We start from the raw sequence: 12,489 nt of genomic DNA, 5'->3' as shown, positions 1-12,489 counted from the left end.
CTTGCATGTATTAGGCCTGCCGCTAGCGTTCATCCTGAGCCAGGATCAAACTCTCCATTGTAAAGTTTGTGTGTGGTCAACCATCGCCAAAGCAATGATCTTCCACTGTATTTTCCAGATCGAATTGAATCGAATCGTCAGATTTTAAATTTTTCTGTCTTACACTACTTCAAAGAACTTAGCGGGCAACTTTTTGCCCAATTGCTGAAAATCATTCAGTCATTATTACGAACATGTCCCAAACAGGAATGCAAATGTCGTTTTAAAATTTTGAATTTTCAAATTTAATAGAGAAAAGTTTCTGTAAAATCTGGTTTTACTTTTTCTATTGAAAACGCAAAAATAGCAGCTTTTTCACTTTTCCATTCAGGCTTTTCTCAAATGGGATTGCAAACATAGACCTCTTTTGGGAATTCCCCAAAAAAGTGGGGTTTTTTATTTAAAAAAAGCCTGTAAAATACTCAAGAACAGGCGCATTTCTTTTTTAAATCTTCTTTTCTCTTGGCCGCTTGTAAACCGGTACCGTGCTACATGGCTCACCAAACATGATGTTCTTCACAACCGGCAAAATTAGGCGTATCACTTCACCGTAGGCGTAATCCGGTACAGGCAATTTGCTGCAGCCCTTGATCACCACCGGCCGGTCCCTCAAACCCTCTACATCCAGGTTTTTTAAAGCACCCGCCATTAAATGAATCTCCAACTCCTTCAAATCCCCGATAACCACATCTTTAGCCACTTCCTGGAGGTTAACTACCGCAAGCATCAGCGCCCAGGTAGGGATAATCGCATCTGCCGAACAATGTACCGCAACCAATTTGCCGGAATATACCGACCAATCCAGTTCTTTCATACTTTGTCGAAAATCCAATTCTTTAACCACCAGGCCCTGATAAAGAAAGGGGGCAAGATCAAACTGCACACGCTCTCCTTTCTGGTAAAAGTTTTCCAGGTCTATGGTAACTATCGGGCTGTTGGCTACCCGGTTTACAATATCATTCTCATTCATGATAACAATGGATTTTTCTTTGACTTAAGAACCATAAACTCCTTCAAGTAGTTCGGCTCGAAATACGCAATATCTGCTGACAAACCCAGCTTGTATTTTTGAAAGGCAATTTCCCCCACACTGCTTGCCGAATTGAGTTTGTCCACAAAAACAGCATTTGAAGAACTGATCACAGATCTGGTTTTTGCATTCGCATTTCCTAAAAAGTAAACCTTGCTCCGTGACAAATATTCCTGAAAGGCATGCTCATCCAAAACCTCTGGCTGCAGGTCAACCAAAGTTTCCCCGGTATGATCCAAAATCTTCCTGTAAACTTCCATCCTCCTGGCATCTATCATAGGAACAATACAAGAATTTTCCTCAACCTGGTGAGCAAGTTGCCGGCCAAGTGCATCGAGGCTGTCCACAGCGATTAAGGGCAGGTCATGTGCAAAGGCAAGACCTTTTGCTGTAGCTACACCTATTCTCAAGCCGGTATAGGATCCCGGACCTTGTGATACCGCAATTGCACCAAGATCTTTCAAACCCAATCCGGATTGGTCCATCAGAGACTTGATGCTGGGCACTAGTTTGCTACCATGGACATTGTCCTGAAACAATTCCATCAAAGCCAAAAGTTGACCATTGTCATGTATGGCAATGGAACAAACAGCAATGGACGTTTCTATGGATAGAATTTTACACATAATTATACCGAATAATTTGACATTAGTCCTTTTTAGAAGACAAGGTCAGATCATAGTGGTTTGTATCTTCCAATATTTCCATTGCCTGAAGTAGTTCAGGATCGTCGTCCAGGGAAGCTGCGATAATGCCTCCCTGATAATAGTACCTGGAAACAATCTCATCCTTCAAAGCATTCTTGATTTCATCTTTAAACGTAATCAGGTCCTGCTCCTTGCTGTGGCTGACACTTATTTTTAAGGAGGCCAATTCATCTTTTATATCCTCAAAATACTTCTCACGCTCGGCATACTTTTCCAGGTCTTCTATGGTCTTTTCAACACGAGTGGTATAATCGTATTCTTTATCCTGAAGCCATTCCACAAATTGACCGTACAACTCATCACTGACTTCAAATTTTCTGGGATCAGGTATGGAATCATGTTTCAGGGAAAACTCGCTGGCAAAATTGAAAATCAAACTCCGGGTAACCAGACTATAGGTAATGGGGGCAAAGGAACGTGAATCCACTTCTATGTCCGGCTCAATTCCCGCCCCGTCAAAAACAGTTCTTCCATTCTTGGTTTTGAACTCCTTTCTCAGTGAATCCGCTACGTAACTCCCAATGCCATCCTCATCTTTAGTACTGTAATCAATGGCTTGAATACAGCGCCCACTGGGAATGTAATATTTGGCAGTTGTAAGTTTAACCTGGGAATTGTAGGATAATGGGATGGTGCTTTGGACCAGACCCTTACCAAAAGATTTCCTTCCTACCAGTACTGCACGGTCATAATCCTGCAATGCACCTGCGACAATTTCTGAAGCGGAAGCACTTCTTTCATTGATCATTACCACAAGGGGGATATCTTTATCCATTGGGGAGAATCTGGTTTTATACTCTGCATTGACATTTTCAAGCTTCCCTATCGTTTTGACCACTTCTCTGCCTTTGGGAATGAAAAGATTTACGATGTCCACTGCCTCATTGAGAATCCCTCCGGGATTATCCCTTACATCCAAAATTATCTTTTTTGCCCCTGCATTCTTTAAATCCTGCAATGCGATACCCACATCTTTTGATGCATTGGTAGTAAAATCTGTCAGTTTGATATATCCTGTCTCCTCGTCTACCATCCCATGATAAGGAACGTTGCTGATAACAATCTTTTTCCTTGTAAGGTTGAAAGAAAGCGTCTCTTCACCACGTTTTACAATTACTTCCACCTCTGTGTTGGCAGGACCTTTCAATAATTCAGATATCTCCGAAGTGTTTTTTTCAACTACGTCTACTCCATCCACTTTTAGCAATTCATCAGCAACCCGAAGGCCAGATTCCTGAGCAGGGAAGCCTTTATAGGGCATCAATATCATATTGATGCCTGTTCTGTTTCCAATTAAAGCGCCTACTCCGCCGTACTCCCCTGTGGTCATCATCCTGAAATCATCGGATTCCTCCTCAGGAATATATTCTGTGTAGGGATCCAATTCTGCCAACATCGCATTGATCCCTACCGTGACAAGATCATCCGGGTCTATTTCATCCACATAATAAGAGTCCAATTCTCTCACCAAGGAAGCAAAAATGTCAAGGTTCTTGGCAATACTGAAAAGCTTATCATTCTTCGGTTGAAAGGAAAGAAGTATTACTGCTGTCCCCAATAGGGCCAAAATACCCAGGAATACCTTGTTTTGAACCAATTTATGCATTTTTTTTAGATTTAATCTGCGGAATTTTTTTAAGGACTCTGATGACCTTTGACTCAATATCATGGAAACCCATCAAATCCTGAGAAACGTAAACCAGTGCTATAAGTTTCCTGGGATTATCTGTATCTGCTTCCTTCAACAAAAATTTATTTTGACGGTAGGCTTCTTTTACCCTTCTCTTGATATAATTTCTATCGACGGCTTTCTTAAACCTCTTTTTTGAAACAGAAACCAAAAACTGATGATTGGGTAACTCACCTGGCTCAAAGTAAATAACCTTAAAGGGATATAAAAAAAAAGAGGAACCTTTGTCAAAAAGTTCCTTGATTAACTTTTTAGAATGTAATCTTTCCTGTTTTGAAAATTTACAATCCATAAAATCGCATTAAATAGCTATCTCTTAAAGATAGTAAAAAACATTACTTCTTAAGGGTCTTCTCTGAAGATACCGATAATTTATGTCTGCCTTTTGCTCTTCTGGCTTTAAGTACTCTCCTGCCATTTGCAGTGGACATTCTCTCTCTGAAACCATGCTTGTTTCTTCTTTTCCTTCTGGAGGGTTGAAAGGTTCTTTTCATTATTGCTATATTTTAATGAGTTGACTCTGATTTTTAAAGGAGTGCAAAGATAGGTAGGATTTTTTTATTTACAAATCAGTGGCTTACTTTTGTTTAGAACCTAGCTTTACTTGCAATGATATACTCACTTTCCGTACCAAATCCTGCCTCACAACTCCTAAATATCCAACTTGAACTCAACTGTGAAAAAGGAGAAAACCTGGCATTACAACTACCAAGCTGGAGGCCCGGGCGTTACGAAATCGCCAACTATGCACAATTCCTTAAAAATTTAAACGTCACCGGGCCTGAAGGCCAGGTCCTTTGCCATAAAAGAACCAAAGACCTTTGGGATTTCCAGGCTCAAGAAAAAGGAATCTACAAAGTAAGCTACAGCTACCATGCTGCACAAATGGATGCAGGGGGAAGCTGGACAGATGCTGAACAGGTTTATGTCAATTTTATCAATCTTGCTTTCGAAATTGAAGGACGTGAAGCCGAATCCATTGAAGTGAAAATGGACCTGCCCGAGGAATACCTATTGGCATGTGCTTTACCCCAACCACAAAAACATCTTTTGTTGGCCCAAAATTTCCAGGAATTGGTGGACAGCCCCCTGATCGCTTCAGCCGATTTGCAGCATCGCTCTTATACCGTCAAGGACAGTACATTTCACCTTTGGATATCCGGGAAGATCTATTTTGATTGGGATATTCTTTTAAACCAATTTGAAAAATTCACAGAAAAACAAATCGCTGATTTTGGAGAGTTTCCAGCAGAAAATTATCATTTTTTAATTCATTTACTCCCATTTCCCCATTACCATGGAGTAGAACACCAGTATTCAACGGTCATTACCATAGGACCGGATGAAGCAATGGGTCAAAAATCTGGTATGGACCGACTCATAGGAGTCTGCAGCCATGAATTGTATCATTTTTGGAATGTATGCAGGATAAGACCCAAGGCCATACAGCCCTATGATTTTTCAAAGGAGGCCTATCTTTCCGAAGGAATGGTAGCTGAAGGCGTGACTACTTTTATGGGGGATTATTACTTGCTGAAATCCGGCTATTTCAGTATTTCAGAATATTTGGAATCATTGGAAAAACTTTTTGAAAGGGGTTTTGAAAACCTGGGATGGGAAAATCAATCCATAACGGAATCCAGTTGGGACCTCTGGCTTGACGGTTATAAGGCAGGTGTTCCGGATAAGAAGGTAAGCATTTACACGCATGGAGCGTTGCTGACATTGGCCCTGGACCTGATCTTAATGAAAGGTGGTCACCGAATGCATGAGGTAATGAAAGCAATGTGGACCAATTTTGGCACTTCGCATAAAGGATACACTTTAAAGGATTTTAAAGCCATTGTCGTCTCCTTTGCCCAACATCCTGAAGTAATATCCTCCTTTTTTGACCGGTTCGTCTTTGGTAAAGAAGACCTGCTGCCCACCCTAGTATCGCTACTCCCGGCTATTGGTCTGGAAATGAAGCAAATTCCGAAAGAAAATAAAATGGAAAGCGAATTTGGCCTGAAAATCAATAAAAAAGGTCAGATCCTGAAAATTCATCCCAAATCATTGGCCTATCATCACCTGATGACTGGTGACCGCATTATATCCTATCAAATTAAAGAAAATGGCCTCCATGTGACTTTTGAACGATGGAAGAAGGAAAATGTCACCTTCCTTCCCACTTCTGATGAAACAAGCTTTTATATGGATTACAAACTTGTCCTAACAGGACAATCAGCAGCATTCAGCCAATTCATAGATAGTTAAGCAATAGGCTCCTGTCCAAACAAAACTTATCTATATGCGTATAAACAGCTGTAAACCAATTATATCAGGCTATGGATACAATACATCAAATCGAACATTGGGCAGACAGGCATCATCCCAGGTGGATAGATTTCATCCGGATTGCTTTGGGTTTATTTATCCTATACAAGGGGATCATGTTCATCTCCAATACTGATGAACTGATGAACCTTATCCGGGAAATGGATATAGGATTCTTTCACATGGCCCTTGCGCATTATGTTGCCTTTGCTCATCTGGTAGGCGGAATTTTGATAGCTATGGGGCTGCTTACAAGATGGGCAGTAGTAGTACAGGTTCCCATATTGATAGGAGCGGTATTCTTTGCTAACATGGACTCCCGTTTTCTTTCAGTGACCAATAGCGGGGAGTTTTGGGTTTCCCTTACTGTCTTGGTGCTTCTGTTGGTTTTTTTGATTTTCGGATCAGGTAAATTTTCTGTAGATGAATACATGGAAAATCACAAAAACGCTTAAAAACTTAGATCGGCTAAATTGGCCGATCTAAGTTTTTATTCAAACATCGAATCATCCAGGGCCTGGTTGATTTGAATATCGATCACTCTTGTTTCCAGTGGGACTGGAATCATGGGATTTGAAATATTGATTTTCATGGGAAAAAGAATGCCTTCGATCTCTTGGTAATCCATAAATTCCACATCTCCGGCAATATCTGTCTCCATTTTTAATTTCAGCCCGGTTGCAACACTAAAAAATTCCTTGCTCTTCATACCTTCTCCATTGTTTAAGAGCAAAGTATAAGCTTCTTCTCCATTGATTTCTTCGTTTTCTCCCATGGTCATGGTAAAACCCATTCGCTCATAATGTAATTCCGGGAAAGCAAAAATATTGGTTTTCAGGGTTTCCAGTTGATCTGTTGTTAAATTTTGAACCTGGCCCATGGCACTCATATACCCCTCATTGCCTTTTACTACAGTTTTCTGAACCACATTCCCTTCCATCACGATTTGTTGCATCATCCGCATCTGCTCCATGTCGCGAATGGTACTCATTTCCACCTCCATACCCTGAACCGTAGCTTCCATTACCAACACAAGTGTTTTAATTTGATTGATTTTGTCGGCCCCACCAATCGCTTGCACATAAGCCTCTATCACTTCTCCGGGAGTTTTTCCCAGAGAAGGTTTTACCGCTTCATCCTTAACCCATTTACCATTTACAAAGAGAAGCATTACTCCGGAAAGGAGTAGAAAAACAAGTCTAACCACTACAAAATCCTTTTAAAATTATTCAAAATCCTGATCGGACAAAGATACATTTATTTCTATATTATTCACTTTGGAATTTAGCGGCACAGGAATCATCGGACTTTTAATAGCCATTGAAACAGGTATCTTTACCCCTTCGAATTCCTGATAATCCTTATAAGTAGTCTCTCCTGAAATCTGATTTTCACTTCTGAGCTTAAGTCCACTACCCATACTGTAGTAGTTTGTCACTTTGCCACCAGTGGGGTTTGAAATCACCACTTTGTAAGCAGGTTGCCCTTCAATTTCTGTTGCACCATCTAAAGATATGGTGTAGCCCATTGTTTCATAATACAATTCTGGTATCAGCCATAAGGAGGCCATTTTCAAATCTTCATATTGTTCATCAGTAAGGGTTTGCGACTGCCCCATTCCACTTACGGTGGCTTCACCATCCTTAAGGATTGTTTTGGAAGCCTCATTGCCCATCATCAGTACCTTTTGGATCATTCGCTGTCCCTCCATGTCATGAAGGGCAACCATGTCCAATTTGGTGCCTTGTACTTCTGCTGACATTTCCACTTTGGCCGATTTTATATTTTCTGCAGATTCTTTCCCTCCAATGGCCGCCAGGTAATCATCTATGACTGAAGAGGCCGTTTTATCTGCATCGGACAATTCAATTTCCTGAACTTCTTTTCCGGTTTCATCGTATAGCCTGACTTCCCCAAACCGGGACAAACCTTCCTTAATCTCTGCCCCATTACCAACCACGGTTATGTACAAGTTCTCTGGCATCATGTACTTTTTGGCTACCTCATTGATGTCTTCAACGGTAAGGGCATCCAGCCGCTGCAGGTAGCTACTGTAATAATCTTTAGAAAGTCCATATCTCGCAATATTAATGGCGAAAGAAGCAATATTATTGGGATTTTCAAGAGATCGACCAAACCTCCCACTTAAATTGGCTTTTGCCATTTCAAGCTCCTCCTCAGTGATACCATTTTCTGCCAGATTCCGGATTTCGTACAACATTTCATACACGGAGGAGTCGGTAACGGCATTCCTAACGGAGGTGTTGGCAGAAAAACGGGCAATCAACTTATCCGATCCAAAACTTGACCTGGCCCCGTAGGTATAGCCTTTTGTTTCCCTAAGATTTCCGTTTAATCTGGAATTGAACCCTTCCCCCAATATAAAGTTCAGTACCCTTGTGGCCATGTAATCATCATTGGGAAGGTGCATTTCCACAGGGTATGCTATATTTATAACAGATTGAACTGCGGAGGAACGATCGTGTAAAGCTACCTGGTTTTCAGAAGGAGGTGTAGGGGTTGGGTAGTCAAACTCAGGAACATCGGCCTTTTCCCAGGAGACAAAATACTTGTCCACCAGATTCCGGGCCTCCTCTTCGTCAATGTCTCCTACTATGGCCAGATAGGCGATGTTTGGTTTGAAAAATGTATTATAATAGCCCTTTACATCTTCAACTGTCACATTCTCTACCGTTTCCTCAGTCAGGGGTTCCCCATAGGGGTGGTCGGTTCCGTAAACAAGTGCTCCCGAAACCACACTCGCCAGGTAATCCGGATCATCCTTTGAAGCAGCAAGGTTGGTCAGGGATTGTTTTTTAAGTTTATCCAGCTCTTCCTGAGGAAAAACAGGATGGTACAAAACATCTGTCATTAATTCCAATGCCTTTTCCTGATGCTTTTTCAAGGAAGAAGCAGAAATAGAAGTGGAACTGGCACTGAGGGAAGCTCCAATAAAATCTACTGCTTCATCCAGTTCATCCTTGGTTTTGGATTCGGTGCCCGCCATCATCAAATCCCCTACAAAACTCGTAAGACCAGCCTTCTCTCCTTCAAAAAGAGGGTCCCGGTCCAATATCATGTAAAAGGAAACCCTGGGCAGTTTGTCATTGGGTACCACAAAAACTTTTAACCCATTTTCCAGGGTAAAAGTAGCAGGGTCGGTAAATTCAATGGTGGGCGCAGGTCCCGGTTTGGGCAAAACACTGCGATCAACCTGAGCCTGCAGTTGAAAAACAAATAAGCAGGCGAAAAGAGTTAAATATCGATTTTTCATTTTTCTCGGCTTTTTGGTTTAATCCTGGCTTGCGGCGGTCTGCTGTGATTTTGGCAAATAATAGAGAACTACCCGGCCATCTAAAGTTAAATACTCCCTGGCCACACGTTGAATGTCACCTTTACTGACTTCCCTGAATTTTTCCAATTCCCTGTTGATATAACCGGTGTCTCCATAAAACAATTTGGATTCAGCCAGATTCTGGGCAATCCCTTCAATAGAAGAATTTTTACTGACCAAATCATTTTCAATAATGTTCTGGAGTTTTTGGAAATCCTGATCCGAAATGCCTTCTTCCTGAACTTTCTGTATCAACAAATCCACTTCATGCTCAAGATCCTCGGGTTCAACGCCCATATTGGCTATACCATACATGATAAAAATCCCCCCATCTTCCAGATCCAGCGGAATGGCCGCAATCACCAGGGCTTTTTGTTGTTTATCAACAAGCTCTTTGGTCATCAAGGAAGACTTACCCCCAGTGAGGTAGGTTGACAGCATTTCCATCGCATAGGCATCAGGGTGATTTTTGGGCGGTAAATTGTACGCCTGAATGATGGCGGGTATCTGAATATTGTCATAGATGACATCTCTGATTTCCTCGGTCTTCCTGGGCTCCTTTACATCCGGCCTGTATATTTCCTCTTCACCCCTCGGTACTTCAGAAAAATATTTTTTTACCCAGGCTTCTGTTTGATCGTAATCAATATCTCCTGCAATTGTTAGGATGGCGTTGTTTGGCACATAAAAATCGTTGTAAAATTGCATGAACTCGTCAAGACTTGCGGCATTCAGGTGTTCCAAAGATCCTATTGGTGCCCATTGGTAAGGATGTTTGGTATAGGCTCTTTCCAATGTTTCAGGAAGTATGGTACCATAAGGCTGGTTGTCATAACGCTGCCTTTTCTCTTCCTTTACCACTTCTCGCTGTGTCTCCAAACCCACCTCATCAATTTTAGCATGAAGCATGCGCTCACTTTCCAGATATAGTGCCAATTCCAGGTAATTGGAAGGCATTAATTCGTAATAATAGGTAATGTCATTGCTGGTAAATGCATTCAATGCACCTCCATTACCTTCAACCAGATCGGTATATTGTCCCCTCTCAATATTTTCAGAGCCCTCAAAAAGCAGGTGTTCAAAAAAATGCGCAAAACCGGTCCTTTCCGGATCCTCGTTTTTAGATCCCACATGGTACATCACGGATGTTACTACAATAGGTGTCTTATTGTCCTTATGCATGATTACATGAAGACCATTATCCAGGGAAAATTCCCTGAAATCTATATTGGTCTGACCTAAAGCAATAGTGTGATAAAAAAACACACCAATAAGCCAAATAATATGTTTTTTCATAGACAGTTATTTAAATGTTTTGTCGTTAATGGATTTCCTATTTTATTTGACCCTTAATTTAAAAGTTTATCGGTTAATATTTTCGTTAAGAGCTAATTTTATGCCAATAAACATCAGTCCTCAGGGCTTGATCCTCTCTAATAACGCTTTTATGGCAGCAAGGTTTTTCTCGTTTTGCTGTTCCAGCAAGGAGTAAAAAGTCTCTGAAACCAGTTCTGGATTTCTCAATAAAATATCAAACTCCCTGGTCGCTTTCTTTTCAGCTTCCAGGCAGTATTTTGCAATTTCCTTTTGGTTGTCGTGGTCCAGCGAGGTTTTAAAATTTTTCCAGGATCTTTGAAACAAATTCAGGAAACTTCCCTCTTCAAGGGGTTTTCCTTCCAATCGGTAGATTTCTTCATTGAGGGCATCCCTCAACACTATCTTTTCTTTTGCCCGCTCTATGAAAAAGTCTTTAGGGGATCCCTCTTCAATATTCCTTGCGGCATCTTTATATCCTTTGATCCCATCATGGGTATGTTTGAGTATTTCGTTCAGGTATTTGATCAGTTTTTGTTGGATGGCCATAGATAAATTTAAGTATGCTTGAAGGGTTAAATATACCAAAATGCTTTCATCCTACCTATCCGCACAGGCAATAGCTTTCTTTCAGATTTGATATTACCCGGGGTTTCGATATATTCACCCCTTAAATCAACCTGATTTCTAATGCTTCCATTATTCAAAACCATTGTTGCCGAAATCGGCAGGCGAAGTGCTAATTTACTAATTGTCTTATTTATATTTAGCTGTTCATCCGGTAATGTGCAGGAGGCCGAAAAGCAAAACTGGTATAAAGGTAACCTGCATACCCATTCTTATTGGAGTGATGGGGATGAATTTCCGGAAGTGATCATGCAATGGTACAAAGAAAAAGGCTACCATTTTGTGGCTCTATCCGACCACAATATTTTTCAGGAGGGAGAAAAATGGGTCAACATCAGAAAGGATAGCCTGTATCGAACGGCTTTTCAGGATTACCTGGCAGCCTATGGTGAGGAATGGGTAGTTTATGAAGAAGAAGGCGAAGACCTTAAGGTGAAATTGAAGACGTTTGATGAATACGCACCGCTGTACCACGAAGCAGAACGATTTATCATGTTGCCGGCAGAGGAGATTTCAGCCGGCTATGAGGGCAAACCCCTGCACCTAAATGCCACCAACCTGGATAAATTGATTCAACCCAGAGAGGGTGGAAGTGTGGTAGAAGTATTACAAAATAATATCAATGCTGTCCTGGAGCAGCGGAAAGTTTCAGGAAAGCCCATGATGGTTCATATCAATCACCCCAATTTCAGATGGGCCATTACCCTTGAGGACATGATACGGCTGAAGGGAGAAAGGTTTTTTGAAGTGTACAACGGACATCCTTCCGTCAATAACCTGGGGGATTCGACCCGGATTGGATATGAGGAAATGTGGGATTTCATAAACATCGCCTACCTGGAAAAGAAACAACCCCTTCTTTTTGGACTGGCTACTGACGATAGCCATAGCTATCATGAACAATCCAGCAAACTGGCCAATGCTGGCAGAGGCTGGGTGATGGTCCAAACGGATACCCTTTCCCCGGCTTCCCTGATCCATGCCCTTGAGCAGGGAGATTTTTATGCATCAACGGGAGTAGCCCTGGAAACGCTTAACTACACCAACAATACCTTACAGGTGGTGGCCCAGGCCAAAGAAGGCGTAAACTATACCCTGGAATTTATAGGTTGTGAAAAAGGAGAAAAAGAAACCAGGGTTTTAAAAACTGTTCAAGGTAATTCAGCTGAATTTGAGGTAGGCCAGGACATGCTTTTTGTCCGCTGCAAAATCACCTCTTCCGAACCCCAGCCCAATCCTGTAGAAAACATGACCAACCAGCTTGCCTGGACGCAACCTGTGCAACCGGAATAAAAGTTTCGTCTTACAGTCCAAAATTCAATGGGCAGGCTGTTTAAAAATATAATGAATGCCAAATCCGGACAATTAACGACAATCAATTGATCCTTTCATTTAATCCTGGAATTTTGGCATTAATACCCACAAATAAAAC

12 protein-coding genes and 1 rRNA gene are annotated in these 12,489 nt (G+C 41.5%); 3 read left to right on the top strand and 10 right to left on the bottom strand.

All coding sequences use genetic code 11. The annotated features are described in order from the left end of the window. The 6 genes from G9Q97_RS21970 to rpmH form a co-directional block, all read right to left on the bottom strand. Positions 1 to 61 (bottom strand): 16S ribosomal RNA (locus G9Q97_RS21970); the annotation flags it as partial. A gap of 423 nt (positions 62 to 484) precedes the next feature. Further along, entirely contained in the window at positions 485 to 1,009 is a 525-nt protein-coding gene (locus G9Q97_RS21965; protein ID WP_166150937.1) for a DUF2480 family protein, read from the bottom strand. Then, entirely contained in the window at positions 1,006 to 1,695 is a 690-nt protein-coding gene (gene tsaB / locus G9Q97_RS21960; RefSeq protein WP_166150935.1) for a tRNA (adenosine(37)-N6)-threonylcarbamoyltransferase complex dimerization subunit type 1 TsaB, read from the bottom strand. Before tsaB ends, G9Q97_RS21965 begins: the two co-directional genes overlap by 4 nt. A gap of 22 nt (positions 1,696 to 1,717) precedes the next feature. Then, a complete protein-coding gene (locus G9Q97_RS21955; protein WP_166150933.1) occupies positions 1,718 to 3,382 on the bottom strand; it encodes a S41 family peptidase in 1,665 nt (554 codons plus the stop codon). Continuing rightward, on the bottom strand, positions 3,375 to 3,758 hold the full coding sequence (gene rnpA, locus G9Q97_RS21950) for a ribonuclease P protein component (RefSeq protein WP_166150931.1): 384 nt from the start codon (positions 3,756 to 3,758) through the stop codon (positions 3,375 to 3,377). Before rnpA ends, G9Q97_RS21955 begins: the two co-directional genes overlap by 8 nt. Positions 3,759 to 3,801: 43 nt before the next feature. Next, positions 3,802 to 3,960: a 50S ribosomal protein L34 gene (gene rpmH / locus G9Q97_RS21945; RefSeq protein ID WP_092170336.1), complete on the bottom strand. Its 159-nt coding sequence runs from the start codon at positions 3,958 to 3,960 to the stop codon at positions 3,802 to 3,804. Between the two features lie 115 nt (positions 3,961 to 4,075). Between rpmH and G9Q97_RS21940 the strand changes: the two genes are divergently transcribed. Continuing rightward, the gene (locus G9Q97_RS21940; RefSeq protein WP_166150929.1) at positions 4,076 to 5,722 is read left to right on the top strand and encodes a M61 family metallopeptidase; all 1,647 of its coding nucleotides are present in this window, start codon (positions 4,076 to 4,078) and stop codon (positions 5,720 to 5,722) included. A gap of 71 nt (positions 5,723 to 5,793) precedes the next feature. Continuing rightward, a complete protein-coding gene (locus tag G9Q97_RS21935; protein ID WP_166150927.1) occupies positions 5,794 to 6,237 on the top strand; it encodes a DoxX family protein in 444 nt (147 codons plus the stop codon). Positions 6,238 to 6,272: 35 nt separating this feature from the next. Here G9Q97_RS21935 and G9Q97_RS21930 read toward each other — a convergent pair whose 3' ends face one another. The 4 genes from G9Q97_RS21930 to G9Q97_RS21915 all read right to left on the bottom strand — a co-directional run bounded on the left by G9Q97_RS21930 (position 6,273) and on the right by G9Q97_RS21915 (position 10,979). Then, positions 6,273 to 6,989: a peptidase, M16 family protein gene (locus tag G9Q97_RS21930; protein ID WP_166150925.1), complete on the bottom strand. Its 717-nt coding sequence runs from the start codon at positions 6,987 to 6,989 to the stop codon at positions 6,273 to 6,275. A gap of 18 nt (positions 6,990 to 7,007) precedes the next feature. Continuing rightward, a complete protein-coding gene (locus G9Q97_RS21925; protein ID WP_166150923.1) occupies positions 7,008 to 9,056 on the bottom strand; it encodes a M16 family metallopeptidase in 2,049 nt (682 codons plus the stop codon). Between the two features lie 18 nt (positions 9,057 to 9,074). Next, on the bottom strand, positions 9,075 to 10,412 hold the full coding sequence (locus G9Q97_RS21920) for a M16 family metallopeptidase (RefSeq protein WP_166150921.1): 1,338 nt from the start codon (positions 10,410 to 10,412) through the stop codon (positions 9,075 to 9,077). 120 nt (positions 10,413 to 10,532) lie between these two features. Beyond that, complete coding sequence (locus G9Q97_RS21915; RefSeq protein ID WP_166150919.1) at positions 10,533 to 10,979, bottom strand: PA2169 family four-helix-bundle protein; 447 nt, start codon at positions 10,977 to 10,979, stop codon at positions 10,533 to 10,535. Positions 10,980 to 11,120: 141 nt separating this feature from the next. On the opposite strand from G9Q97_RS21915, the gene G9Q97_RS21910 reads away from it, so the two are divergent. Next, positions 11,121 to 12,350, top strand: coding sequence for a PHP domain-containing protein (locus tag G9Q97_RS21910; RefSeq protein WP_222852059.1), 1,230 nt, complete (start codon positions 11,121 to 11,123; stop codon positions 12,348 to 12,350). Positions 12,351 to 12,489 lie beyond the last annotated feature (139 nt).

It is taken from the genome of Cyclobacterium plantarum (assembly GCF_011290685.1).
GTDB lineage: Bacteria > Bacteroidota > Bacteroidia > Cytophagales > Cyclobacteriaceae > Cyclobacterium > Cyclobacterium plantarum.
Note: the sequence above shows the minus strand (reverse complement) of the source record. Positions and strands in the feature narration are given on the sequence as shown.

Coding starts and splice junctions, on each gene's coding strand:
- G9Q97_RS21965 (WP_166150937.1), bottom strand. CDS start 1,009: ATGAATGAGAATGATATTGTAAACCGGGTAGCCAACAGCCCGATAGTT.
- tsaB (WP_166150935.1), bottom strand. CDS start 1,695: ATGTGTAAAATTCTATCCATAGAAACGTCCATTGCTGTTTGTTCCATT.
- G9Q97_RS21955 (WP_166150933.1), bottom strand. CDS start 3,382: ATGCATAAATTGGTTCAAAACAAGGTATTCCTGGGTATTTTGGCCCTA.
- rnpA (WP_166150931.1), bottom strand. CDS start 3,758: ATGGATTGTAAATTTTCAAAACAGGAAAGATTACATTCTAAAAAGTTA.
- rpmH (WP_092170336.1), bottom strand. CDS start 3,960: ATGAAAAGAACCTTTCAACCCTCCAGAAGGAAAAGAAGAAACAAGCAT.
- G9Q97_RS21940 (WP_166150929.1), top strand. CDS start 4,076: ATGATATACTCACTTTCCGTACCAAATCCTGCCTCACAACTCCTAAAT.
- G9Q97_RS21935 (WP_166150927.1), top strand. CDS start 5,794: ATGGATACAATACATCAAATCGAACATTGGGCAGACAGGCATCATCCC.
- G9Q97_RS21925 (WP_166150923.1), bottom strand. CDS start 9,056: ATGAAAAATCGATATTTAACTCTTTTCGCCTGCTTATTTGTTTTTCAA.
- G9Q97_RS21920 (WP_166150921.1), bottom strand. CDS start 10,412: ATGAAAAAACATATTATTTGGCTTATTGGTGTGTTTTTTTATCACACT.
- G9Q97_RS21915 (WP_166150919.1), bottom strand. CDS start 10,979: ATGGCCATCCAACAAAAACTGATCAAATACCTGAACGAAATACTCAAA.
- G9Q97_RS21910 (WP_222852059.1), top strand. CDS start 11,121: ATGCTTCCATTATTCAAAACCATTGTTGCCGAAATCGGCAGGCGAAGT.